The sequence below is a fragment of the Caballeronia sp. LZ029 genome, assembly GCF_031451275.1.
Classification (GTDB): domain Bacteria; phylum Pseudomonadota; class Gammaproteobacteria; order Burkholderiales; family Burkholderiaceae; genus Caballeronia; species Caballeronia jiangsuensis.
The window spans coordinates 790,741-814,973 of the sequence record NZ_JARUXO010000002.1; the positions used below are offsets into that span (position 1 = coordinate 790,741).

Genomic DNA, 24,233 nt, shown 5'->3' on the forward strand with positions numbered 1-24,233 from the left:
CGACGTGGCATTGGGCACGTTACCGATAAGAATCGAGAAGAACCTTGCAACCCGTACACGAATGGCACGCGGCGCCTCTGCCCGCAGATGAAGCGAAACGGCTCCAGTTGCTGCGCAGCCTCGACCTGCTCGACTGCGCGCAGGAAGAAGTCTTCGACCGCGTGACGCGCGTCGTCGCCGAATTGTTGCAGGTGCCTATCGCGCTGGTGTCGCTCGTGGACGAGCATCGGCAGTGGTTCAAATCGCGCGTCGGGCTCGATGTATGCGAAACCGCGCGCGACGTGTCCTTCTGTGCGCACGCGCTGCATTGCGGGCGTCTGCTGCTCGTCGAAGATACGCAGGACGATCCGCGCTTCGCGGGCAATCCGCTCGTCACGGGCGCGCCTCATATCCGCTTCTATGCGGGCGTGCCCTTGCGCTCGTCGGATGGCCTCGTGCTCGGCACGCTATGCGCCATCGACACGAAGCCGCGAACGCTGAGCGCGTCCCTGCAAGCCGCGTTGTGCGATCTCGCGGCGACCGTCGAGCGCGAAATCATTCAGCGTGAAGCGGCACGCGAAACGCGCGAGCTTCAGGAAGCGGACCGCCGCAAGCTGCGTCTGTCCGAATCGCGCTTTCACACGATCTTCCAGCGGACGCCGACGGGCAAGGCGATCGTCGATCTGAGCGGCCGCTTCGTCGAAGTCAATCCGAAGCTGTGCGAAATCACCGGTTATAGCGCCGACGAACTCGTCGCGATGACCTTCCAGCAGATCACCGAGGAAGCGGACCTTCCCGCCGATCTGCAACTCGTGAGCGAATTGCTCGACGGCGCCAGAAAGACCTATACGCTCGAAAAACGATACCGACGCCGCGACGGCGAGCCTGTGTGGATCGAGCTTTCCGTCGCGCTGATTCGCGACGAACGTGGCCTGCCGCTGCACTTCGTGAGCGTGATGCACGACATCACGAGCCGCAAGCATAGCGAAGAGATGTTGCGCGATTACCGGCAGGAACTCGAACGCCGCGTGCTCGAACGCACCTGCGAACTGACCAGCAGCCGCACCACGTTGCAGACGATCACGGACAACCTGCCGGTGCTGATCGCTCATGTCGATGCCGACCTGCGCTATCGCTTCAACAATCAGATGTATCGCGAGGTGTTCGGCGTCGAGCCGGCCGCATTGCGCGGCAAATACGTGCTCGACACGATCGGCGCGGCGACGTTCGAGCGTTGCCTGCCCTACTTCCGCCGCGTGCTCGCGGGCGAACGCGTGACGCACGAGGATATCGTCTACGAGGGCGCGCCCGGCCGCATCTGGAACGCGACGTATATCCCCGAATACCGGCGCGATGATGTCGGTGGTTTCTACATCATGTCGCAGGACATCACCGAGACGAAGCGGCGCGAGAACCAGATGCGCTCCGAAGTGATGCTCGACGCGCTCACGGGCCTGCCCAACCGGCGCGCGCTTGCCGAGCAGCTCGCGCTTTCCATCGATGCGGCCCGCGACGAAGACGTCCCCTTCGCACTCTTCTTCATGGACCTCGACGGCTTCAAGAGCGTCAACGACCAGCACGGCCACGACGCGGGCGACGCACTCCTCAGACAAGTCGCCGCGCGCCTGAAGAAGACGACACGCGCGGGCGACCTCGTCTGCCGCCTGGCCGGCGACGAATTCGTGTTGCTCGCGCGGGGCATTTCGTCGGCGAGCGCATGCAGCCGGATCGCGCAGGATATCTGCCGCGCGATCGGCCGGCCTTTCGAACTCGGTTGCGGCGAGGCGCATCTCGGGACGAGCGTGGGTATCGCGATGTGCGCGGGCGGCTTCGATACCTCCGCCGAAGCGATCCTCGCCGACGCCGATCGCGCGATGTACGAGGCCAAGCGCAAGGGCCGCAACGGCTTTCGCTTCGCGCCCGTGTTTGCGGAAACGGCGACGCCCGCGATCGACGACTATCGACACGAAATTCTCACGATGCGGAATTGAGGTCCGTTTCCCGAAAATCTACGCTGCATGGCAGCACGGCGCGGGTTGCACATCGGAGGATCGGCTTTCTCATCATGAGAGCGTGCGCATAGCGCGTTGATTCATATCGATTTTTATTTGGTGCGCAACACCACGTACGGCACCCGGCCGCCGTCGTTTCTTCGATAACCTCTTATACAAGAGGTGCACGTTCGCCGATGCGGACCGCCCAGTGCTTTCCAATCATTCGGGAGTAACGCAATGCAGAATGTTTATATCGAACCGATGCCGAAGGGCCAGTGGGGACCGATCGACGGCTACACGCTCGAATTCCATGACGGCACGAAGATCACGCAGCAGGTTTATCGCTCGGAAAGACTCGCCGCCGACGAAATCAAGCTGCGCGGATATTCCCCGATGGTCGCGAAGGTGCGCGTGACCGACAAGACCGTGGACGATCACTGGCAACCCGCCGCATAAGCCTTCCATAAGCCTTCAAACGCGCTTCGCGTCTCGCGCGAAGCGCATCCCCCGCCAACTCCCCCCCGTCGCATCGCGCTGAAAACGCACTGACGTCGTGCGCGATGTCATAAAAGCGTCGACTGGGCGATGCACGATGCATGTCTGTCTTGCATGGAGACCGACAATGTTGATTGCCTGCGCCGCCTATCAGGACGGCCGAAAACTCGGCGACATCACCATCGAAGAAATCAGCGATTACGTGCAGAAGCCGGAGTGCTTCGTCTGGGTCGCGCTGAAAGACCCCGAGCCCGCCGAACTCGATGCGATGAAAGAAGAATTCGGTCTGCACGAGCTCGCTGTCGAGGATGTGCGCGCGCATCATCAATGGCCGAAGATCGAGGAATACGGCGAATCGCTCTTCGCGGTGATGCACACCGTCGAGTTGCAGGACGACGCCAGTCTGTTGTTCGGCGAAGTCGACGTGTTCGTCGGCAGAAACTACGTGCTCTCGGTACGCATGCGCACGATGCACGGCTTCAAGAAAGTCCGCGAACGCTGCGAGCGCGAACCGCCGCTTCTCCGGCAAGGTTCCGCGTTCGTGCTCTATGCGCTGATGGACGATATCGTCGACGGCTATTTTTCCGTGCTGGAAACGATGACCGCCGAACTCGAAGTGCTGGAAGACCGCATCTTCTCGCGTCAGGAGGGCCGCGATTCGCGCGAGCTGATCGAAGACCTGTATCGCTTCAAGCGACAGCTCGTGGTGCTGCGTCATCACGTCGGCCCGCTGCTCGAAGGCGTCGGCAAGCTGACCGGCGGCCGCGTGCCGGGCCTCTGCGAAGGCATGACCGCCTATTTCAAGGACGTCTACGTGCACCTGGAGCGGATCGTCGGCGCGATCGAAGGACGCCGCGAAATGGTGATCACCGCGATTCAGGTCAACCTCGGCATGATCGCGCTCGCCGACAGCGAAATCACCAAGCGCCTCGGCACGTTCGCGGCGATGTTCGCGGTGCCGACGATGATCGCCGGCATTTACGGCATGAACTTCGAGCACATGCCGGAATTGCACGCGCGCTTCGGCTATCCGACAGTCATCGCGGCAATCGTCACCATCGACTTCCTGTTGTTTCGCTGGTTTCGAAAGGCGAAGTGGATTTGAGCTTCCGCTTAATTTTTCGTTTTGCCCGGCTTCCAGCTTCCGTCGGTGGTCATGGCGGGTTTCACCGGCGCAGGGATGGCCGCGACCTTTTGGAATTCCTTCGGCGCGGTTTTCGTTCGTGCGACCGGCGCGGGACTCGGCGACTTGGCCGCCTGCCGGTTCTTCGGCTCCGCGCTAGCCACGCGGCGTTGCGGCGGCTCGGTACATGCGCGACCGGCTTTGTGCGCACACGCGGGGGCGGGCTTCGCTTTTGAAGCGACCTTGGAAACGGCTTTCGAATCGGTCTTCGAAACCGTTTTGGGCGCGGCTTTGACCGCGTGCTGCGCGCGGGACGCCGGACGCTTCGCCGCGACCGGTCGTTCGGGAACGACAACCGCGGGCGTGTCGTGGACCTCGCTCGACGCGGCTACCGCCATCAACGGCGAAGGCGTTTCGGCTGAAGAATTCGCCGGCCCGCGATGCGTCGCCTCGACGATTCGCTGCGGCGCCACATCGATCTTCGGCGGGTTCTGTTGTCCGACGCTGCCCGCGACCGCCACAGGCAGTCCGGCCGCGCGCGCCGTCGACGGATGTTGCTCGAAATAGGCGCGTATGAGGAAACACGCGCCGATCACAATACCGCCCATCGCGACAGTGGCCAGTATCGAATTCGAAGCGCGCTGCGTTTCGATCACGACCGTGCTGGCCGCGGTCGTGGCGGTTGCTGGCGCGGGCAAACGCGGCTCGCGCCGGCGCGGACGCACGCTCCAGCGCACGCGCGCCACTTCGCTCGGCTCCTGAAAATGACGCGTCACGCCGCGCGCCGCCTCGACGGCCCGCACCGCCGTCTCCGCGCCTTTCGTGAGTACGGCTCCATGGCGGTCGGCGCCGCAGAACGGGCATACGCTTTCTTCTACTGATGAAAGGCTTTCACACCGGGGGCAGATGATGAGGTATAGCGACGAGCCGCCGGCCCGCTGGTCCATTGTCACACTCCGTCCGAATCAGTTCGGAAGGCCGATCGACAATCAGCGATCGCCCGGTCGCAAGTAATACATACGAATCACCGTAGCATACCGGGCAACGTTTCGGAAGATCAAACAAACGCATCGGGAAGCGTTCAATTGTCAGGCGAATAAGGTGCTTTTCGCGACGCGGCCATTAATTCGGCGCTCGACGATCGCATCGCCGTGAAGCCTGTCGATATCGTGCGCGCGCTGGAAAGCGCCTATGACATGGGGCTGGTTGCAGGCTATCACCTGACGCGCGGAAAGATGTGCCCGCGATAATCGGCGCTGAGCTTATCTTTCGACTAGTGGCGTCACGCGCGTTTCGGGTTGCAAGGTTCCGTTCTTCGTTCTTTTCATGAAGGCGCGCATAGCTTCGTTCAGAGGACGCTCCATCGTCAGATAGGCAAGATAGCCAACGAATATCGACGCCATCACAAGCAGAACGCATGCGATATCACCTTGCAAAGCCCGCGACTTGTCGAAGTGTCCGAGACCGTGGGCGATCATGGGTACTGTGAGCGTATGCGTCAGATAGATCGAGTAAGACGCATTGCCGACGGGAAGCAGAACGAGTTTCGGAATCCATCCATTCGCCGATTCCCAGAAAACGAACCCCGCCACGAGCAGCGCCGATGGAACGCCGGCGAAGATGAACCGATGCTCCATTTCGGGCGTGATGGGCGATATGAAGAAACCCAGTATTCCGGCCACTGCCATGCAGGCTGAGACGGCGATGGGAACCTTCATCCGTTGCGTATACATCCATCCGATGATGCAGCCGAAAACGAATTCGAGCATCATCGGGTTCGTCATGAAACGCCAGTAAAACGCATTCGCCTGAGCCGTGATCGACCCGAGTCCAAGCATCACGAAGAACGCCACGATGCAATACCGCATGAGACGCTCGGCAAAGCATAGCGAGATAGCGAAGACGACATAGAAGAACATCTCATACGTGAGTGTCCATCCAACGTACAAGACGGGATATGCATGTCCCGCCTCTTTGACTTCATAGGGCAGAAATAGATAGGACGTGATGGTCCGCGCGAGACTGAACTTTTCGGTGCTGAAAACGGAAGGCACGAACAACAGGAGCATCACCATGAACGTCGTCAAAAGCCAGTACATGGGTGCGATGCGAGTCAGACGCGCGAGCATGAATTTCCGGGCGGCATCGATGCCGCGCGGCCTGTTGGCCGTGGTCAATACCATCACGAAGCCGGAGATCACAAAGAAGATATCGACGCCCGCCATGCCCCGGATAGCGAATCCCGATGTGTACTCGGGAATCCAACCGGCGTTTTTCAGGCTATTGACCGCGTGAAATGCTACGACAAGGCTGGCCGCGATGCCGCGCAGCCCTTGCAAAGAATCCAGTTTGGTCATTGCGGATAACCTCGTTGCCGCCGGCGTCGTCAAAACGTTTCCCGAGGCTTTGCGCGCCTCATTTCACCAAAGCCTTGATAGCCAGCTTCTTAGCCATCTGGAATGTCTTGGGAAATGTGGTTTCAATGCCCAGCACCACGCGGCTGGACAGCCGCTCCATGTCCTTCGGGCAATTGAACGCCATGCCATCGAACTCGCGCAGATTCAGCGGCTTGATCTTCGACTGGAACTGCAGGAACCGATGAGAGGCCGGAATGAAATGCGACGTCAGGGAACTGCGAGAAAATTCCGGCCGCGTCGTGCGCAAACTTCCATGGATCGTTTTCGAATTCCAGACGAGCACGTCGCCTTTTTGCAGGAACGGCGCGCGGAATTCGAGCTGTTGTTCGGCGAGGATCTTCCTGACAAGCTCTTTGTATTGACCGTGATTGAACGCAACGTCGAAGTTCTTTCCGTTCTTCACCATGTCGATACGATGACTGCGCGGCACCACGAAGAAGCGCCCCGCGCCCGCGTCGATATCCTCCAAGGCGTACCAGCAGCCCACCATCGTGCCGATTCTCTCGCTGTCGAGATAATACGTGTCCTGATGAGGCCACGTTTCCGCGTTTCCTTCGAAGTACATGCTCTGTACAAGCTTGCCGTCTTCCCCAAAGAGTTCTCGCGTGATGGCCTTGATCGGCGTACTCGCAAAGGCTCTGACCGCTAAACGCTTTAGCGGCGCGAACTCCAGATCACCAAGAGACTGAAGATTGAGCAGCGGATTCATCACGAAGCCGTACTCGTTGATCCTGTTCTTTTCCGGATTCGCCGTCGCCTGCCGATAGATGTATCCCGGATAGCGCTTGACGGTATTCTCGAATGCATTGCGAATGGAATCGCACACGGTCTGATCCACTACGCCGCGCACGACGACATAGCCATTTTCCTCGTAGTATCGCTTTGCATCGGCGAGTTCGATCAAATCGAACGTGGTCGAGTTCTGAGCCACGCTTTCCGGAATTTCGATTTCAGTTCCAATCGGACTAAGGATCTTGTACATGGTAGGCACCGAAGGCTGATTAGACCGGCATGATCGCTCTCTCGGGAGCCCTTACACGCTACGTCGAACGCGTCGGCCTGCGTCGCTCCTGACGGATTCCGCCAAGGGATTGGCCTGAAGTGGCAAAAACGCCGGCGGTGCTTCCGGCGCTCACGACTTCGCCGCCGCGCGCGGCAAATGCGGCGCGGTCTGCGCGATGTGATCGAGTTCGTCGCGCACCGCATCGATCACACATGTGTCGTGCACGCAGGGATCGGCGGCATGGAGCGCTTCGAGACGCCGCCGCACCGCGCCGTACTGCGCGCCCGCACGGCGATGCAGTTCGGCCCGCTCGCTGTAGCGCAGGAGCGTCTGCAACGAGGCCAGCACGGCCGCGCTCAGACTCGTCATGCCGATGATGATGCGCACGTCCGGCGACACCGCCTGCGCAACGAGCGAAAGGAACGCCGACGTGCCCGTCGCCGCCGTGATGCCGATGACGCCGAGACCGAGGCGTCGACCGCAGCGCGTCAGCCGATCGGCCATCGTGTAGTGACGAATCTGCGATTCGCGGGCGCGCCTGATCCACGCCAGCACGAGCGCCGGCGTGTCGCGAGGCGGATCATACGAGGAAGCCGTGCCGGTTCGTTGCGATTGAAGGAGCAAGTCGGTCATGTTCGAAGCATTTCATGAACAGACCTCATCGTCGCCGCGAACACGGACAGATCGTGTCCCGTTCAGCGCGGCGCCCGAATCATCTTCCAGCCGTTGCCGGCGGGATCGCGAAAGCCCGCATCGACGCTGCCGAAGCGTTCCACCGGCTCCTGCGTGAACTCCACGCCGCCCACCTTCAGCCGCTCGTAGGTCGCGCGGCAATCCGCGACGGACAACACGAGCGGCGGCATCGCGCCCTTCGCGACCATCGCGCGCAGGGTGAGCGCGGTGGCGTTGTCGTGAATGGGCGGGCCGGGCGCGAACAGGCCGAGCTGGAACGATGGCTGATCCGGATGCTGCACGGTGAGCCATCTGTACGTGCCGTTGCGCACGTCGGTGTGAACGCGAAATCCGAGCTTGTCGACGTAAAACGCGAGCGCTTCGTCCTGATCGTCGACATAGATGCCCACCACGCTGATGCCCTGGTTCATGTGACCTCCTTCGTTGAAGATGGCCGCACTGTACCCGTCGCGCCCCGCCGCCGCTTCTCCAAAACTGCGATCGTGAGATCGGGGCGCTGCGCGGCCTTCAGCACGCATGCGGGCACGCGATCGAGCGCGGGAGCGACGGCGCGGGACTCGACGCGCATCGCGCCCGGACTGTGGCCCGTGATATCGCGAAAGATGCGGCCGAAGGTGCCGAGGCTTTCCCAGCCGGTGACGAAGGCGATGTCCGTGATGGAAAGCTCGGTGTCGCGCAACAGCGTGACGGCCTGCTCGATGCGCCGCGTCAGCAGATAGCGATGCGGCGGAATGCCGAACGCCCGCTTGAACGAGCGCGCGAAATGCGCTTCGGAGACGCCGCTGACTTCGGCCAGACGCCTGACCGGCCAGTCCTCGTGCGACGACGCATCCATGCGGTCTTTGGCGCGCAGGAGGCGCCGCAGCAGTGCCGGATCTTGCGAGACGTCGGCGCTGTCGTGATCGCGTGATGGCATGACGTTCGGAGCGCGAAAAGTAAGCGGTTAGTGTAGCCCGCACACGCCGACTTCGGCCGCAAAAGAAAAGCGTCGTGCGGACGAAAATCCGCACGACGCGAAGATCGCTCACTCCCTGGAGGGAAAAGAGCTAGAGGGGATGGAAATCATCTTAGCGCGCGCAAATCCAGCGCCAAGCGCCGGAAAGCGGGCGATTTGCGGTTCACTTCGCCGAATCGAATCAAAGCAACGGCAGCGTCAACCGGATGTGCTCGGCAAACGCCGCCGTCAGCAGCGAAGGCCGCTCCCGCGCGAACTTCAGCGATATGCCCACGCCCGGCAACGCGGGCAGGCCAGGATCGGCATTCAGCACGGAGAGATCCGCGGGCACCGCTGTCTGCGTGATGACCGCGAACGCCTGTCCCGAGCGCACCAGCGCGGTGAGACCCGCGAGACTGCTGCTCGCATACGCGATGCGATACGCCTTGCCCGCGCGTTGCAGCGCCTCGCACGCGGCGATGTGATCGAGCGTATCCGGATCGGAGAGTGCGAGCGGCAGCGGATCGTAGTGCGCCGAATCCATCCCCGGACAGCCGATCCAGACGAGTTGCTCGCGCCGGATCACGTCGTCGCCGGGACTGTCTTCGGGCAGCGAGAGCATCGCGAGATCCAGCGCGCGCTTCTTCAACTGCTCGGCGAGCCTCGGCGTCGGGCCGCACACGACTTCCACCAGCGCGTGCGGATGCTGACTCGAAAACTGCCGCAGCAGACTCGGCAGGAAAACGGCGGCGTAATCGTCCGGACAGCCGAAGCGGATGCTGCCCGAAAGCCCTTTGCCGCACAGATCGGCCATCGCTTCATCGTGAAGCCGCAGGATGCGCTGCGCGTGCACGAGCAGACGCTCGCCGGGATTCGTCAGCACGACGCCGCGTCCGGTGCGCTGAAAGAGCGGCTGATCGACGATATCCTCCAGCCGCTTCATCTGCTGACTGAGCGCGGATTGCGTCCGGCCGATGCGCTCGGCCGCGCGGCTCAGCGCCCGCACCTCCGCGATGACGGCGAACGATCGCAGCAATTCGATCTCAAGCGAAAGACTCAAGATATTAGATCCTCTTCTATCTCGCATTAGAACTATTCGATTCTATAAAACCAGAGCGCCGACTACACTGCAAGTTCTTTCACCTTTCGCCAGGAGAAGCACGGTGTCCCGGAACAACGACGCAACTTTTTGGCAGAACGCCAGGCAGCACCTCATCCGCTACGGCGGCACCTTCGAGCCGATGATCATCGAGCGCGCTCAGGGCAGCTTCGTGTACGACGCCGACGGCCGCGCGATTCTCGATTTCACGTCGGGACAGATGAGCGCCGTGCTGGGTCACAGTCACCCTGACATCGTGTCGGTGATCAGCGAATACGCGGGCAAGCTGGACCATCTCTTCAGCGGGATGCTGTCGCGTCCCGTGGTCGATCTCGCGACGCGTCTCGCCGATATCACGCCCGCCGGGCTCGATCGCGCGCTTCTGCTCAGCACGGGCGCGGAGTCGAACGAGGCGGCGATCCGCATGGCGAAGCTCGTCACGGGGCGATATGAAATCGTCGGCTTCGCGCAGTCGTGGCACGGCATGACGGGTCATGCCGCGTCCGCCACGTACAGCGCGGGACGCAAGGGCGTCGGTCCGGCGGCGGTCGGCTCGTTCGCGATTCCCGCGCCGTTTCCGTATCGCGCGCGCTTCGAGCGCAATGGTCACTACGACTGGCTCGCGGAACTGGATTACGCGTTCGATCTCGTCGATCGTCAGTCGAGCGGCAATCTCGCGGCGTTCATCGCGGAACCGATACTGAGCTCGGGCGGCATCATCGAGTTGCCGGAAGGTTATATCGCGGCGTTGAAGCGCAAGTGCGAGGAGCGCGGCATGCTGCTGATCCTCGATGAAGCGCAGACCGGTATCGGCCGCACGGGCACGATGTTCGCGTGCCAGCGCGACGGCGTCACGCCCGACATCCTCACGCTATCGAAGACGCTGGGCGCGGGATTGCCGCTTGCGGCCACCGTGACTTCGGCGGCGATCGAAGAACGAGCGCATGAGCTCGGCTATCTGTTTTATACGACACACGTGTCCGATCCTTTGCCGGCTGCCGTCGGGCTGCGCGTGCTGGATGTGGTCGAGCGCGATGGGCTCGTCGCGCGCGCGAACGTGATGAGCGCGCGGCTCAGGCGCGGTCTGCTCGATCTGATGGAACGGTTCGACTGCATCGGCGATGTGCGCGGGCGCGGTCTGCTGCTCGGCGTGGAGATCGTCAAGGATCGACGCACCAAGGAACCCGCCGATGGTCTCGGCGCGAAGATCACGCGCGAATGCATGAATCTCGGGTTGAGCATGAATATCGTGCAGTTGCCTGGAATGGGTGGAGTGTTTCGTATCGCGCCGCCGCTCACTGTCAGTGAGGAAGAGATCGATCTCGGGGTTGATTTGCTTGGGAAGGCTATCGAGAGGTCGTTGTAGAGGTTTGATTTGTGACGTGGTTGTTGTGGTTCGGGGTTTGTTTTCGCCGGATCCCGGGGTCGTGTCGGTCTATTTGTGTTGCCCCTGTGCGGGGCGGCAGTCACTTTCTTTGCTGCTGCAAAGAAAGTAACCAAAGAAAGCAGCTCGTTCAGGCCCGCGGTCACACGTACGTTGGCCATGCTTGCCAGCCACCGGTGGCACTCGCCTAAGTGGCGCCCTCGAAGGCCCAATCGGGCTTGGCTCGCGCACGGTCTGACGAGCTGGAAGTTATAGTGCGCTGGTTCAGCACGAAATGGCTCCGGCACTGCGCTACGCGCTACGCGCTACCGCCGCCGAGGCCGATCAGCCGAAGGAATTCGATCACTGAGCTTTTAGCCGCCCGCCGCCGCGCGCTCGATCTCGGCGATGTCGATCTTCTTCATCGTCATCATCGCGTCCATCGCGCGCTTGGCGGCTTCGCGATCCGGGCCGCTGAAAATCTCGAGCATCCGCTTCGGCGTGATCTGCCATGAAAAACCCCAGCGATCCTTGCACCAGCCGCACCGACTTTCCTCGCCGCCATTGCCGACGATCGCGTTCCAGTAACGATCGGTCTCTTCCGCGCTGCCGGTATGCACCATGAAGCTCACCGCTTCGTTCGGCTTGAAGTTCGGGCCGCCGTTCAGTCCGAGGAAGCGCTGGCCGAGCACGGTGAACTCGACAGTCAACTCCGGCCCCTGCCCCACGCCCGGCTTCGCGGACGCATGGCCCGCGCCGACGCGGCTATCGGGAAAGGTGGCGGCGTAAAACTCCGCCGCTTCACGGGCATTACCGTTGAACCACAGGCAATTGACGAGTTCGGCCATTGCGCGCTCCTTCGGACAGTGAACAGTGCGCCGACGATATCACGCCGGCGTGTTCACCTTCACCTGCGACGATGCGCCGACATGCACGCGCTTCGAAGGCAGGCGCTGCGACACCGCCTCCGCGACGACCTCAGCCGTCGCCGCCGACAAGGTCCAGCCGAGATGCCCGTGCCCGGTGTTGTAGAACACGCCCGGACGCTTGCCCTGCCCGACCTTCGGCAGCATGCTCGGCAACATCGGGCGCAAGCCGCTCCACGGAATCACGCGCGCGGTCGATACATCGGGGAAATGACGCCGCGTCCATTCGACGAGCGGCGCGATGCGATCTGCGCGGATATCGCGATTGAAGCCGTTCAGCTCCGCCGTGCCCGCCACGCGGAAACGGTCCGCGCCGAGCCGGCTCGTGACGATTTTCGCGCGGTCGTCGAGCAGGCTGACCCACGGCGCGTGATCGCGGCTGCGGGCGTCGTCGAGGCAGACGGTGATCGAATAGCCCTTGACCGGATAGACGTTGAGATGATCGCCCGCCATCGATGCGAACGCACGGCTGCCGACGCCCGCGCAGATCACGATGCCGTCGAACTGGAGCGCCTGCGTCTCGCCCGCATGCTCGACGCTCAGCGCGAGCCGCCCCGCCTGTTCGTCGATCGAGGTCACCGACGTGTCGTAGCGGAACTCGACACCGCGCCGCGCGCATGCATCGGCGAGTCCGCGCGTGAACTTGTGGATGTCGCCGGTGGAATCGGACGGCGTGAAGAAGCCGCCATGAAACGCACCGCGAAAGGTCGGCTCGATCGATGCGATCTCTTCCGGCGTGACCGCGTGACGGTCGAGGCCCGCGCCGGTGAGGATCTCGTTCACTTTCGCTGCGGCGTCGAACTCCTTGCGGCTCGCGTAGAAATGCAGGATGCCGCGCCGTTCGAGATCGAAGTCGATTTTCTCGTCCCGCGCGATGCGAAACAGATGCTCGCGCGCCGCGATCGCAAGACGCACGGTCTCGGCCGTATTCGCACGATAGTTCGGAATCTGCCGCAGGAACTCGCCCATCCAGCTGTACTTGTGCCAGCCCGGCCGCGGATTCATCAGGAGGGGCGCGTCGCGCGTGAACATCCACTTCAGGCCTTTCAGCACGGTGGCGCGGCTGTTCCACACTTCGGCATTGCTCGCCGACAGTTGCCCGCCATTGGCGAAGGACGTTTCCATCGCCGCATAGCGATGCCGCTCGATGACAGTGACGTGAAACCCGCGCTGCGCAAGGGCGTAAGCGGTCGTGACGCCGGTGATCCCGGCGCCGATGATGGCGATTCGTGACATGACATGATCCAGATTGATTGAGCATCGCCGGCCTTGGCCACATGCCGCAGCCGGCACCGATGCCCCATCTGTCCATGTACCTGAGAGTTTCGCCCGCGTGCCGCCCGACGTTCACGTCGGCAGCCGGGGCTCCCCTTCGGTGGGCGCATAAAAGCGCCGCTCTCCAGATGTTCCAGCGCGCACGGTCCTTTTGCCTGAGAGTTTCCGGGGCGGTTGCTCCGTCGGCGTCGTCGCGAGGACGAACTCTTCCGTGACGCTTTGTCGAACGCTTGCACAATACCGGTACGAAATGCGCATGGCAAGCCCCCGCCGACACGTTGACAGAACGCGGCCCTCGCCCTCAGACTCCCGTCGTCCGTTATTCGCTGCTCAAAATATGCCGTCTTCCCAGTTGTCCGTCTATTTTTTCGCCCAGGCCGCGGTGATCGTGCTCGCGAGCCAGTTCGTCGGCAGGCTCGCGCAGCGTGTGGGTCAGCCGCAAGTCGTCGGCGAGATGATCGCGGGCGTGCTGCTCGGCCCGTCGCTCTTCGGGATGCTGCTGCCGCACTGGCAACAGGCGCTCTTTCCCAAGGCGACGATGGGCACGCTCTACGTCGCCGCGCAGCTCGGCGTCGGGCTCTACATGTTTCTCGTCGGCACGGAGTTTCGCGCGGACCATTTCCGCGCCCGCGCGAAGAGCGCGATGAGCGTGTCGATCGCGGGCATCGTCGCGCCGTTCGCGCTCGCGTTCGCGCTGACGCCGTGGCTGCAAACGATCCCCGGTCTCTTCGCGGAAAAGGTGCGGCTCTACGAGGCGTCGCTCTTTCTCGGCGCAGCAATCGCGATCACCGCCTTTCCGATGCTCGCGCGCATCATCCACGAACGCGGGCTGACGGGCACGTCGCTCGGCACGCTCGCGCTCACCGCAGGCGCATTCGACGATGCCGCCGCGTGGTGCATCCTCGCGATCGTGCTCGCGAGCTTCGGCGGCTCATGGATGGGCGCATATGCGGCGATCGGCGGCGGCGCGGCTTTCGCGCTCTTCATGATCTTCGCCGGCGGCAAGTTGCTGCGCCGGCTCGCTGCCGGATTGAATCCACACGCGCCGTTGCCCACGAGCGTGCTCGCCGCCGTGCTGGCGCTGTTTTCGCTCTGCGCATTCGCGATGGACGCCATCGGCATTCATGCAGTCTTTGGCGGCTTTCTGCTCGGCGTCGCGCTGCCGCGCGGCCCGCTGACGGAAAAGCTGCGCGACATGCTGCAGCCCTTCGTCGTCGTGTTCCTGCTGCCGATGTTCTTCACCTACTCGGGCCTCAACACGCGGCTCGACATGCTGATGGACCCGGCCATCATGCTCGCGGCCGTGGTGATCCTGCTCGCGTCGTTCGGCGGCAAGGGCATCGCATGCTGGGCGGCCGCGCGCGCGAACGGCGAGCCTTCCGGCGACGCGATGGCCATCGGCGCGCTGATGAACGCGCGCGGGCTGATGGAGCTCATCATCATCAACATCGGACTTGCGGCGGGCGTCATCCTGCCCGGACTGTTTTCGATTCTCGTGCTGATGGCCGTGCTCAGCACGCTGATGGCCACGCCGCTCTTCAACTGGATCGTGCGCCGCGATGCGGCGCTGCGCTCGGCCATCGCGCGTTAGCGGATCAGAGCGCGGGCTTAGAATAGCGGGACCCACACGTATCTCGTCTAGCCCATCATGCGCTCCTGGCGACTCGACCGCGTCTCCTCGAACGGGCAGCTGGATCTCAGCCGCGCGACGGAGCTCGTATCGTCGATCGGCAGCGAGGATTCCAACGCGCTCGCCGCCGAAGTGCTGAAGCTGCTCGGCGACGTCGCCGCGATCTCGCAATGCACGATCTTCGCGTATGAATTCGGCAACCGGCCGCGCACGGTGTCGGTGGCGGATCATCGCGGCGGGCGTTTCCTGCGCGATGTCGCCGACACTTACGCGCGCCATTTCTACGCGCTCGACGGCAATCAGAAGATCGTTTCCTCGGCACGCAACGAGAAGCCCGGCTCCATGCTCGTGCTGCATCGGCAGACGAGCGAGGATATCGCCAACGAGGCGTATCGCGCGGCGTGTTATCACCAGCCGAACGTGTCGGATCGCGTGTCGCTGCTCGTGCAGCCGGGCGCGGACCTGTGGCTCTCCGTGAACCTGTATCGCGACACGCGCTTCGGCAATTACCATCCACGCGAGATCGCGCTGATCGAAGCGATGGCGCCGCTCATCGCGCACGCGGCGAAGCATCATTACGCGATCTGCGGGCAGCGCGACATGCCGATCTCGCATCTGATGCTCGCGCGCGTGCGCGGCCTGTGCCCCGAACTTTCCAAGCGCGAACTCGACGTGCTCACCGGCGTGCTCGAAGGCCGCACCGCGCAGGAAATCGGCGATGCGATGGGCATCAAGGCGACGAGCGTCGTCACGTATCAGAAGCGCGCATACCGCAGGCTCGGCATTTCGAGCCAGCGGCAACTGTTCGCGCTGTGCATCGGGCCGGGCAAGGTCTGACAATTCTTCGAACGTATCCGTGTTTTCCCCGATCCGCTGACGGCCTCGCGCTGTACCCAAATTGAGGACAGGCGGCCCGATCCCGCGCTTCATACTCCGACGCATCAGATGTCCGACACAGCGACACGACCGGAGACGACAGCATGGAATCCACCCGCGCAAGCGGCGCATTGAACGCGACGCCCCTACCCCGCACGCACGAACAACCGGTGATCGCGAAAGTCTCGCGGCATCTGCTGTGGTTCCTCTTCGTGCTGTTCTTCTTCTCGTTTCTGGACCGCATCAACATCGGCTTCGCGGGCCTGACGATGATGAAGGACCTCGGCCTCACGAGCACGCAATTCGGCCTCGCGACGACGCTCTTCTATGTCGCCTACATCGCGTTCGGCATTCCTAGCAACATCGTGCTCGCGCGCATCGGCGCACGCCGATGGATCGGCACGATCATGATCGCGTGGGGCCTCGCATCGACGGCCACGATGTTCGCGACGAGCCCCACGTCGCTCTATGTATTGCGCGTGCTGGTCGGCGTGACGGAAGCGGGCTTTCTGCCCGGCATCCTGCTCTACCTCACGTACTGGTTTCCCGGCGCATACCGTGCGCGCGCCAATGCGCTTTTCATGATCGCGATGCCCGTGACCGCGGCGGTCGGCTCGGCGCTTTCCGGCTTCATTCTCGGGCTCGACGGCACGCTCGGCCTGAAGGGCTGGCAATGGCTCTTCCTGCTCGAAGGCTTGCCGTCGGCGCTGCTCGGCCTCGTCGTGTATCGCTATCTCGACGACAGTCCCGCCACCGCGCGCTGGCTCGATGCCGACGAAAAGCGCGCGCTCGCCGCCACGCTCGCCTCCGAACATTCCGGCGCCGCGACCACGCCGACGCAGCACGTGCCGGGCACGGGCATCGTCGCGGAACTGCTTTCGCCGACCGTGGTGAAGTTCGCGATCGCATACTTCTGCCTCGTGAACACGCTCGCGATGGTCGCGGTATGGACGCCGCTCATCGTCAAGAGCTTCAGCCCCGATGCGAGCAACCGCACGATCGGCCTGCTCGCGGCGATTCCGCAAATCTGCACGATCGTCGCGATGATCGTGTGGGGCCGCCGCTCGGATCGCAAGCAGGAGCGCAAATGGCATCTGATGCTGCCGATGCTCTTCTCCGCCGCGGGCTGGCTCTGCACCGCATGTTCGACGAACCCCGCGTTGCGTATGCTCGGCGTGTGCCTCGCGTCGGCGGGTTCGTACACGGCGATGTCGATCTTCTGGACCACGCCCGATCACGCGTTGAGCTTTAAAGCGCGCGCCATCGGCATCGCGGTCATCAATGCGACCGGCAACATCAGCTCGGCGCTCAATCCGCTGATCGTCGGCTGGCTGAAGGACGCGACGCACAGCTTCACGTCGGGGCTGATCTATTCGGCGGTATTGCTCGCGCTCGGCGCGCTCGTCGTGATGATGTTGCCGATCACGCAAAACAAAGCGCAAGCCGTCTAAGGAATCACGCAAGGAGCACTGGATGAACAAGCCATTCAAGCCGTATCCGTTCACGGCGAAACAGTATGCGGCGCGCGTTCCGGCGCTGGAAAAAGGCGTCGATGCGAAGCGTCATGACGTGACGATCGTCGGCGGCGGCCCCGTCGGGCTCGCGATTGCGCTCGGGCTCGCGAATCACGGCGTGCGCTCGGTGCTGATCGAAGCGGACGATTCGGTGTGTCACGGCAGCCGCGCGATCTGCATCTCGCGGCGCAGCCTGGAGATCATCGAACGTCTCGGCGCGCTCGACGGTTTTCTGAAAACAGGCCTGCCGTGGACGGGTGGCCGAAGCTTCTATCGCGACACGGAAGTGCTGCATTTCACGATGCCGCAAGACGAAAACCAGAAGCTGCCGCCGATGGTCAATCTCGCGCAGTATCACATCGAACAGTTTCTGCTCGATGCCGCCGAGAAGCGCGCCGAGCTCATCGATATTCGCTGGCAGACACGCGTGAAATCGATCGACGCGCGCGACGATGGCGCGACGCTGCAACTCACGACACCCGATGGCGATTACGCGCTGGAAACCGGCTGGGTCGTCGCGAGCGACGGCGGCCGCAGCACGATACGCGAAGCGCTCGGCCTTCAACTCAAGGGCACGAGTTATGAAGGCCGTTATGTGATCGTCGATATCGAACTCGAAAGCGAGCGGCCGACGGAGCGGCTCGCGTACTTCGATCCATCGTCGAATCCGGGCTCGACCGTGCTCGTGCACAAACAGCCCGACAACGTATGGCGCATCGACTATCAACTGCGCGACGGCGAAGATGCCGACGAAGCCGTGAGGCCCGATAACGTCATCCCGCGCGTACAAAGCCTGCTCGACATGATGGGCGAAACGGGCGCATGGTCGCCGATCTGGATCACGATCTACAAGGCCAATGCGCTGACGCTGGAACGCTATCGCCATCAGCGCGTGATGTTCGCGGGCGATGCCGCGCATCTCGTGCCGATCTTCGGCGTGCGCGGCGCGAACTCCGGTATCGACGATGCCGACAACATCGCGTGGAAGCTCGCGCTCGTCGTAAAGGGACTCGCGTCCGATACGTTGCTCGACAGCTATTCGGATGAGCGCGTCGCCGCCACGCACGAGAATCTGAGCTACGGCACGAAGAGCACGGAGTTCATGGCGCCGCCTTCGTTCGCATTCGATCTGATGCGCACGGCAGTGCTGAGTCTCGCGGCCAGGCATCCCGAAGTGCGCTCGCTGATCAATCCGCGGCAGACCTCGGCGATTACTTATGTGGCCTCGCCATTGAACATCGCCGATCGCGATGTGTTCGCATCGGGGCCCGTCCCCGGCGCGGTGCTGGTGGAGTATCCGGTAACGATCGTGGAGGCCGGGCATGGACGCGAAGCGCATCTGACCGATCTCGCCGGCCCGAACTTCACCGCGTTGTGCTTTACCGATGACGGCGTTTTGGCCGCCGCATTCGCGACGCTCGCGCACGCGTTGCGCGCGAGCGGATTGCCGTTCAGGGCGGTGCCGTTGAGCGCGCATCTGCATCCGCGAACGCAGGGCGTGCACGCATGGGATCACACCGGCCGCATCTTCGAACGTTACGACGCGCGGCCCGGCACCGTGTATTTGCTGCGGCCCGATGGCCACGTGCTCGGTCGCTGGCGCGATGCGCAACCGCACGATATCGAAGCGGCGATTGCACACGCACTGTCCGCATCAACCGATTGAACGAGGGAGAAGATCATGAACGATGCAGAACTCGACGCCGTCTACACGCGCCTGTGCAAGACGATGACGCAACTCGGCGAAACGAAGGCATCGCTTTTTCTCGCGCGCTTTGCCTTGCTTGCAATCGGCGAGATGAACGATCCGGACGCGTCGCTCAAGTTGATCGACGAAGCGAGCGATGGGATCGCAGATTGATTCGGGAAGAAAAAGCGTCGTGCCGACCAGCCTCGACACGACGCTCGTACGAGAGGGCCGTCAACGTCGCATGAGGCCCATCACCAGCGTCACGAGGAAGATGACGAGGAATATGAAGAATAGGATCTTCGCGATGCTCGCCGCACCTGCCGCGATGCCGCCGAACCCAAGGGCGGCGGCGATGATCGCGATAATGAAAAAGACCAACGCGTAATACAACATGATGTTATGTCCCTCCGGTTCAGATCCGCCGCGCGCCCCATGGTCGCGGACAGTGGACTAGCTTAAGCAAGCAGTATTCCTTACCGGATGGAGCATAGTTTTTTCCCGTGATATCCTTGCTCCGTCCTGCATACGCCATCAAACCTGCATCACGCCGCGAGCGCGGAGCATCCACTTTTTACACGGTCGTCAAGAAGACTCGTCACCTGCCGTTAATTAAAAAAAGGGACGTGAAAGCTGAGACGACGTGTTTGACGCTCGTTCGCGCGCTGTTCCGCGTTATCGAATGGTCATGCATTTTGGGCACCATTCCAGCGGAGCACTTCCCGATAAAAGGGCCATGCTCACATGGTTGACGATCTGCGGTTCAAGGTCGATCGCTTCGCCATCTTGAGGATCAAGACATCGCGCGGGCATCCCACCACCGGAGCACGAACAGAGACACGTTCGGATGCCATTTCTTCCGACGATAGATTGACGGGCGCCGCCCTCGCGGTCCCATTGGGAAAGAATTGATGAAACCGGCAAGGAATTCGCTGCGGTCACGTGTTGGCCGATATATCGCGTATGGTGTGATCGCAGCCACGCTCGTGGCGGGCGCGGGCTTCCTGCATTGGCGCCATGAGTTGCGTGCCGCGCAATCGCAGTCTGCCGCGCTCACAGGCGTCGCCAGTCAGATGCGCCATGAAGCATCGGCGTGGACGCATCGGGAGAAGGACGCATCGGAAATGCTGACCGATATCCGCGACAAAAACGTCGCGACGATCGGCGTGAGTCCCGATGCGATTCTCGTCTCCACGTTGAAGGGCGAGAAGTACTACGTGGCCGACCATAACGGCGCGTTCTCCAATGCGCTGCTGCTCGGCGATATGAAGCCTGGCGCGAGTTCGCCTTATCAACTCGTCTGGCTGCCCGACGCCGACGTGCGAACGGGCGTGGCGCGCTGGAGCGAAATGTTCGATCGTTCGCGCGACATCCTGAGCCTTCTGCTGCCGCTCTTGATGCTCGGCGGCATTCTCTGGTTCATGCGTCGCGAGATGCGGGGCGGCGCGCAGTTGCTCGGCGAGTCGCCGACGCTGCGTTTCGACGACGTCATCGGCGCGGGCGAAGCGAAAGCGGCGCTCACGGATGTGCGCGCCTGGCTGACCGAGCCCGCACAATTTACCGGAATGGGCGTGCGGGCACCGTGCGGCATTCTGATGACGGGCGGCCCCGGCGTCGGCAAGACGCGCCTCGCGCAGGCGCTCGCGGGCGAATGCGGCGCGAACTTCATCGCGATCACGGGCAGCTATTTCAGCGCGAAGTATTACGGCGTCGGCATCCAGAAGGTGAAGCATCTGTTCGAGCTCGCGCGCAAGAATGCGCCGACCGTGATCTTCATCGATGAAGCCGATGGCCTCGGCAAGCGCACCGATACCGGCGGCGGTCCCGTCGAAGCGGAGAGCAACCGCATCATCAATCAACTGCTCGCGGAAATGGACGGCTTCGCATCGAACGAAGGCGTGATCATCGTTGCTGCTACGAATCATCCGGACAATCTCGACGAAGCAATGCGACGCCCCGGCCGTTTCGACCGCACGGTGCAGGTGCGTCTGCCGAGCCTCGACGATCGCGCCGAGATCCTGCGTTTCTATGCGGCCAATCTGAAGAAGAAAAACGAAGACATCGACTTCGATCAGCTCGCGCGTCTCACTACGGGTCTTTCGCCGGCCACGCTGTCGATGATCGTCAATCAGGCGGGCCTTGTCGCGCGCAAGGCGGGCGAACGTGAAGTGTCCGCGAAGCATTTCCTCGAAGCGATCAAGATCGCGCGTATCGGCGATGTCAACGGCGCGGAGCGCGCCTTGTCCGACGACGAACGCACGCGCATCGCGGTGCATGAAGCGGGTCACGGACTCGTCGCGGCGCTGCTCGACACGGGCGTGCTCGAAGAAGTGACGATCCTGCCGCGCGGCGGCGCTTTGGGCGTAGCCCTCATCACGAAGATGCAGGACAAGCATCTGTATCGCGAGACCGAGTTGCGCAACGAGATTCAGGTGCTGCTCGGCGGGCGCAATGCGGAACTGCTGATGTTCGACGAAGCATCCAGCGGCGCGGCGTCGGACCTTCAGGAAGCGTCGCGTATCAGCCTCGACATGGTGTCGAAATTCGGCTTCAACGAGGACGGCAATCTGTTCAGTCTCGCCGCCCTGCCGCAGCAGTATGCGGGCTTGCAACTGAAGAATTCGATCGGGCACGCGAACGCGTTGCTGCACGATCTGAGCGATGAATGCTTCGCGCTACTGCAGGCGAATGAGCCGGTGTTGCGTGCGATCGCCGATCAGTTGCTCGAATCTGAGACCGTGCCTGGCGAGACCGTATATCGGCTGATTCGCGAGCACGCGGCGGCAGTGGAGAATGCGCAAGCGGCGGTCAACGAAGTGCTTGCCGCCTGAGCGCTTCTGCTATCGCGGGAAACGTATAGGGACGCGAAGGCCGCGTTCCGCTGGCTCGAAACCGCGTTCGGTTTCGAGCCGATGTTCATCTTCTTCGATGCCGACGGCAATCACAACGCATCGCCGTTTTTCCGCTTCGACCGGTATTCCGTCGGCGACATCAGAAACTGCTTTCTGAATACCTTCGAAAATCTTTCCCCATTGGTCAATCCCGTTCTGCGCGCGATCTTGTCGATCGGCAAGTCGCTTTTGACGAGCAGTTCACAACTCAGATCGAGCCGCGCACGCAGAAGATATTGCGACGGCGTGAGCCCCATCTCACGTTTGAACAAGCGCAGGAAGTTGCGCTCACTCATCGCCACCGTGCGGGCCGCATCGCCGACCGAGATGGGACGTCCGCAATTGCGTTCGAGCCAGCGTGCGGATTCCTGCGCCTTTTCGGCCAACGTGGTCGTACCGATCGTGCTCAGCATGATCGGCAGATGCTGATCGTTCGACGAAGAGAGGCGATCAGCCACCGCGGTCGCGATGTCGTAGCCGAGATCGCGCTTCACGAGCGCGAGCGAGTTGATCAGCGCGTCGTTGCGTTCTGTCGAGGCCGCACTCTTCGATGTCCCGGTATTCCATACGCCACGGCCTACCGACGCCCAATCGCGCCGTGAAATGCCCGCGGCCGCAAGCATCACGTCGCCATTGCCGAGCGAGCTGACCACGCCGCTTTGAGAACACGCGATCCTCAATGAATCGATGAGGCTTTCATCCGCGGCCGCACGCGTCACGCCGGTGCCGCCCGCGACATACAGCGCATCGAAGCCCTGGAATCGCTGGCCGCCCAATCGCTCTGTCCATACGCATACCGACGACGAACAGGCTACCGCGCCGCCACGCGCGGAGACCAGACGAACGCTGTAAGTCACGCCATTGTTCAGGCCGGAAGATTGCGTTTCGTTGGCGATATGAAGCGCCTCGGCGAGCGTTCCTGCTCCGAGAAGCGAGAATCCGTCGTAAAGCAAAATTCCTATGAGCTTTGTCACTCTCTCTTCAGATGAGTGATAAAGACTGCTGATCTCTGCATCGCCGAAGGCCGTAACGTGAGACATGGCGTTAGCTCCCTATGTTTCGGTTGCAGATATATGGGGTAGTTTGCGTATGATTCCGGCAGGTTAGTCTTCTATTCGGTACATCCTTTCCGCCGTGGCGGGCAAGAGCATGATCTTGGCCGAGAATGCCGCATCGAGTCGCTGAGCGCTCACGGCGGTCGACTTCGCCCGCGTTTCCTCGCGCAATCAGCGATAGCATTCGGACTACCAATCTATTTGGAAGCTTTCGAAACGCGTGTTCCCCGAATGGCGCAACGACGGCAAGCGCAAACGTTTTCTTTTTTCATTTATCGGGATCGAAAGATTCAGTCCGAATGAAAGTTATCTCATTCGAATTGCAGTTCGATGTATTGATTTGTCCATGCCGAAAACTGCACTTTCAAAGCTATCGGCGATCCGGCCAACACCTTGCCGAATTCCGTCACGCGTGCAGTCGTGAACCGCGCGGTGGCTACCCTCTGTCGTGAATGAGTACATCTCGAGGACTGGTTTTCGTTTCGGAGTCGCCTCTCATGAGTTTCAGTCAGCGCTACTCGCAATACTATGATCTTTTCTATCATGAGAAAAACTACAAGGCAGAAGCCGAGTTCGTCGCCAATCTTCTAGGACGATATGGAATAGTCGGCGGCAATCTGATGGACCTCGGTTGCCGAACCGGCCGCCACGCGGCGGAACTCGCAACGACAGGATTCAGCGTGGCCGGCATCGACATCAGTGCGGACATGCTCGCCCGCGCGGATGCGAGGCGCATCACTCTGCCGGGTTCGGTCGCCAGGCGGCTGAAGTTCCAGCAAGGCGATGCACGCACCGTCCGAACGGACGAACTCTATGACGCCGTCGTCTCGCTGTTCCATGTCGCGAGCTATCAGACGACCAACGCCGACTTCATGGCCATGTGCCACACGGCGGCTACGCATCTGCCGCGCTCCGGGCTATTCCTGTTCGATTGCTGGTACGGTCCGGCGGTGCTTGCCGATCCGCCAAAGGTGCGCATCAAGCGCGCATGCAGCGAAGATACCGGGCTGATACGAATCGCCGAGCCGATGATGCGTCCGCACGATAATACGGTAGCCGTCAAATACACGATTCTCATGACCGACTGGAAAACGCAAAGCGTCGAGACAGTTCTCGAGACACACGTGATGCGCTATATGTTCAGGCCCGAAGTCGAGCTCATGCTGGATCTCAGTGGCTTCGAGGTACTCGATAGCGTGAGATGGATGGGCGGCGAACTCGGCGCCGCGGATCTGTCGGCGACGTTCGTCGCGAGAAAGAGATGATGCGCGCGTGTCGC

Annotated in this window: 22 protein-coding genes and 2 riboswitches; of the genes, 11 read left to right on the forward strand and 11 right to left on the reverse strand. The window is 62.1% G+C overall.

From position 1 onward, the window contains the following. The first annotated feature begins 44 nt into the window (after positions 1–44). The 3 genes from QCE73_RS18435 (at position 45) to corA (ending at position 3,573) form a co-directional block, all read left to right on the forward strand. Positions 45–1,970, forward strand: coding sequence for a diguanylate cyclase domain-containing protein (locus QCE73_RS18435; protein WP_309882889.1), 1,926 nt, complete (start codon positions 45–47; stop codon positions 1,968–1,970). Between the two features lie 240 nt (positions 1,971–2,210). After that, positions 2,211–2,429: a hypothetical protein gene (locus QCE73_RS18440; protein ID WP_035511148.1), complete on the forward strand. Its 219-nt coding sequence runs from the start codon at positions 2,211–2,213 to the stop codon at positions 2,427–2,429. A 166-nt stretch (positions 2,430–2,595) separates the two neighbouring features. Continuing rightward, positions 2,596–3,573 carry a magnesium/cobalt transporter CorA gene (gene corA / locus QCE73_RS18445; protein ID WP_035511146.1) on the forward strand — a complete coding sequence of 326 codons (978 nt, stop codon included), beginning with the start codon at positions 2,596–2,598 and terminating at the stop codon, positions 3,571–3,573. 8 nt (positions 3,574–3,581) lie between these two features. On the opposite strand, the gene QCE73_RS18450 is transcribed toward corA, so the two are convergent. The 7 genes from QCE73_RS18450 to QCE73_RS18480 form a co-directional block, all read right to left on the reverse strand. Then, positions 3,582–4,394 (reverse strand): hypothetical protein, encoded by an 813-nt coding sequence (locus QCE73_RS18450; RefSeq protein WP_309882890.1) that lies wholly within the window; start codon positions 4,392–4,394, stop codon positions 3,582–3,584. A gap of 459 nt (positions 4,395–4,853) precedes the next feature. Then, complete coding sequence (locus tag QCE73_RS18455) at positions 4,854–5,981, reverse strand: acyltransferase (protein ID WP_309882891.1); 1,128 nt, start codon at positions 5,979–5,981, stop codon at positions 4,854–4,856. A 25-nt stretch (positions 5,982–6,006) separates the two neighbouring features. After that, on the reverse strand, positions 6,007–6,912 hold the full coding sequence (locus QCE73_RS18460; RefSeq protein WP_309882893.1) for a phytanoyl-CoA dioxygenase family protein: 906 nt from the start codon (positions 6,910–6,912) through the stop codon (positions 6,007–6,009). Positions 6,913–7,140: 228 nt separating this feature from the next. Beyond that, positions 7,141–7,644, reverse strand: a complete 504-nt coding sequence (locus tag QCE73_RS18465; RefSeq protein WP_051627272.1) for an SLATT domain-containing protein — start codon at positions 7,642–7,644, stop codon at positions 7,141–7,143. A gap of 62 nt (positions 7,645–7,706) precedes the next feature. After that, positions 7,707–8,114 (reverse strand): VOC family protein, encoded by a 408-nt coding sequence (locus tag QCE73_RS18470; RefSeq protein ID WP_309882894.1) that lies wholly within the window; start codon positions 8,112–8,114, stop codon positions 7,707–7,709. Beyond that, positions 8,111–8,620 carry an AraC family transcriptional regulator gene (locus QCE73_RS18475; protein WP_309882896.1) on the reverse strand — a complete coding sequence of 170 codons (510 nt, stop codon included), beginning with the start codon at positions 8,618–8,620 and terminating at the stop codon, positions 8,111–8,113. Before QCE73_RS18475 ends, QCE73_RS18470 begins: the two co-directional genes overlap by 4 nt. A gap of 220 nt (positions 8,621–8,840) precedes the next feature. Then, a complete protein-coding gene (locus QCE73_RS18480; protein ID WP_309882899.1) occupies positions 8,841–9,725 on the reverse strand; it encodes a LysR family transcriptional regulator in 885 nt (294 codons plus the stop codon). A gap of 76 nt (positions 9,726–9,801) precedes the next feature. Here QCE73_RS18480 and QCE73_RS18485 point away from each other — a divergent pair, with 76 nt between their 5' ends. After that, complete coding sequence (locus QCE73_RS18485) at positions 9,802–11,103, forward strand: aspartate aminotransferase family protein (protein ID WP_309882901.1); 1,302 nt, start codon at positions 9,802–9,804, stop codon at positions 11,101–11,103. Between the two features lie 371 nt (positions 11,104–11,474). Here the strand turns inward: QCE73_RS18485 and QCE73_RS18490 are convergent, their stop codons facing one another. After that, on the reverse strand, positions 11,475–11,948 hold the full coding sequence (locus tag QCE73_RS18490; protein ID WP_309882903.1) for a VOC family protein: 474 nt from the start codon (positions 11,946–11,948) through the stop codon (positions 11,475–11,477). Between the two features lie 39 nt (positions 11,949–11,987). Next, on the reverse strand, positions 11,988–13,262 hold the full coding sequence (locus QCE73_RS18495) for a D-amino acid dehydrogenase (RefSeq protein WP_309882905.1): 1,275 nt from the start codon (positions 13,260–13,262) through the stop codon (positions 11,988–11,990). Between the two features lie 65 nt (positions 13,263–13,327). Then, positions 13,328–13,432: riboswitch (glycine riboswitch) on the reverse strand. Positions 13,433–13,434: 2 nt separating this feature from the next. Beyond that, a riboswitch (glycine riboswitch) is annotated at positions 13,435–13,523 on the reverse strand. A 115-nt stretch (positions 13,524–13,638) separates the two neighbouring features. Between QCE73_RS18495 and QCE73_RS18500 the strand changes: the two genes are divergently transcribed. The 5 genes from QCE73_RS18500 (at position 13,639) to QCE73_RS18520 (ending at position 19,182) form a co-directional block, all read left to right on the forward strand. Beyond that, complete coding sequence (locus tag QCE73_RS18500) at positions 13,639–14,892, forward strand: cation:proton antiporter (protein ID WP_309882907.1); 1,254 nt, start codon at positions 13,639–13,641, stop codon at positions 14,890–14,892. Between the two features lie 57 nt (positions 14,893–14,949). Continuing rightward, the gene (locus tag QCE73_RS18505) at positions 14,950–15,768 is read left to right on the forward strand and encodes a helix-turn-helix transcriptional regulator (RefSeq protein ID WP_187606850.1); all 819 of its coding nucleotides are present in this window, start codon (positions 14,950–14,952) and stop codon (positions 15,766–15,768) included. 143 nt (positions 15,769–15,911) lie between these two features. Continuing rightward, the gene (locus QCE73_RS18510; RefSeq protein ID WP_309882909.1) at positions 15,912–17,258 is read left to right on the forward strand and encodes an MFS transporter; all 1,347 of its coding nucleotides are present in this window, start codon (positions 15,912–15,914) and stop codon (positions 17,256–17,258) included. A 22-nt stretch (positions 17,259–17,280) separates the two neighbouring features. Next, positions 17,281–18,987, forward strand: coding sequence for an FAD-dependent oxidoreductase (locus QCE73_RS18515; protein WP_309882910.1), 1,707 nt, complete (start codon positions 17,281–17,283; stop codon positions 18,985–18,987). Positions 18,988–19,002: 15 nt separating this feature from the next. Continuing rightward, entirely contained in the window at positions 19,003–19,182 is a 180-nt protein-coding gene (locus QCE73_RS18520; RefSeq protein ID WP_309882911.1) for a hypothetical protein, read from the forward strand. 60 nt (positions 19,183–19,242) lie between these two features. Here the strand turns inward: QCE73_RS18520 and QCE73_RS18525 are convergent, their stop codons facing one another. Next, positions 19,243–19,404: a DUF1328 family protein gene (locus QCE73_RS18525; protein WP_035508907.1), complete on the reverse strand. Its 162-nt coding sequence runs from the start codon at positions 19,402–19,404 to the stop codon at positions 19,243–19,245. Between the two features lie 515 nt (positions 19,405–19,919). Here QCE73_RS18525 and QCE73_RS18530 point away from each other — a divergent pair. Then, positions 19,920–21,839: an AAA family ATPase gene (locus QCE73_RS18530; protein ID WP_309882912.1), complete on the forward strand. Its 1,920-nt coding sequence runs from the start codon at positions 19,920–19,922 to the stop codon at positions 21,837–21,839. A 110-nt stretch (positions 21,840–21,949) separates the two neighbouring features. Here QCE73_RS18530 and QCE73_RS18535 read toward each other — a convergent pair whose 3' ends face one another. Continuing rightward, entirely contained in the window at positions 21,950–22,873 is a 924-nt protein-coding gene (locus tag QCE73_RS18535) for a helix-turn-helix domain-containing protein (protein WP_309882913.1), read from the reverse strand. A gap of 578 nt (positions 22,874–23,451) precedes the next feature. On the opposite strand from QCE73_RS18535, the gene QCE73_RS18540 reads away from it, so the two are divergent. After that, complete coding sequence (locus tag QCE73_RS18540) at positions 23,452–24,219, forward strand: class I SAM-dependent methyltransferase (RefSeq protein WP_035508899.1); 768 nt, start codon at positions 23,452–23,454, stop codon at positions 24,217–24,219. Positions 24,220–24,233 lie beyond the last annotated feature (14 nt).

Bases quoted from the DNA above. Each gene is read 5' to 3' on its own strand.
- QCE73_RS18440 (WP_035511148.1), top strand. From the start codon at position 2,211: ATGCAGAATGTTTATATCGAACCGATGCCGAAGGGCCAGTGGGGACCG.
- corA (WP_035511146.1), top strand. From the start codon at position 2,596: ATGTTGATTGCCTGCGCCGCCTATCAGGACGGCCGAAAACTCGGCGAC.
- QCE73_RS18465 (WP_051627272.1), bottom strand. From the start codon at position 7,644: ATGACCGACTTGCTCCTTCAATCGCAACGAACCGGCACGGCTTCCTCG.
- QCE73_RS18470 (WP_309882894.1), bottom strand. From the start codon at position 8,114: ATGAACCAGGGCATCAGCGTGGTGGGCATCTATGTCGACGATCAGGAC.
- QCE73_RS18475 (WP_309882896.1), bottom strand. From the start codon at position 8,620: ATGCCATCACGCGATCACGACAGCGCCGACGTCTCGCAAGATCCGGCA.
- QCE73_RS18480 (WP_309882899.1), bottom strand. From the start codon at position 9,725: ATGCGAGATAGAAGAGGATCTAATATCTTGAGTCTTTCGCTTGAGATC.
- QCE73_RS18490 (WP_309882903.1), bottom strand. From the start codon at position 11,948: ATGGCCGAACTCGTCAATTGCCTGTGGTTCAACGGTAATGCCCGTGAA.
- QCE73_RS18495 (WP_309882905.1), bottom strand. From the start codon at position 13,262: ATGTCACGAATCGCCATCATCGGCGCCGGGATCACCGGCGTCACGACC.
- QCE73_RS18500 (WP_309882907.1), top strand. From the start codon at position 13,639: ATGCCGTCTTCCCAGTTGTCCGTCTATTTTTTCGCCCAGGCCGCGGTG.
- QCE73_RS18505 (WP_187606850.1), top strand. From the start codon at position 14,950: ATGCGCTCCTGGCGACTCGACCGCGTCTCCTCGAACGGGCAGCTGGAT.
- QCE73_RS18510 (WP_309882909.1), top strand. From the start codon at position 15,912: ATGGAATCCACCCGCGCAAGCGGCGCATTGAACGCGACGCCCCTACCC.
- QCE73_RS18515 (WP_309882910.1), top strand. From the start codon at position 17,281: ATGAACAAGCCATTCAAGCCGTATCCGTTCACGGCGAAACAGTATGCG.
- QCE73_RS18520 (WP_309882911.1), top strand. From the start codon at position 19,003: ATGAACGATGCAGAACTCGACGCCGTCTACACGCGCCTGTGCAAGACG.
- QCE73_RS18525 (WP_035508907.1), bottom strand. From the start codon at position 19,404: ATGTTGTATTACGCGTTGGTCTTTTTCATTATCGCGATCATCGCCGCC.
- QCE73_RS18530 (WP_309882912.1), top strand. From the start codon at position 19,920: ATGAAACCGGCAAGGAATTCGCTGCGGTCACGTGTTGGCCGATATATC.
- QCE73_RS18540 (WP_035508899.1), top strand. From the start codon at position 23,452: ATGAGTTTCAGTCAGCGCTACTCGCAATACTATGATCTTTTCTATCAT.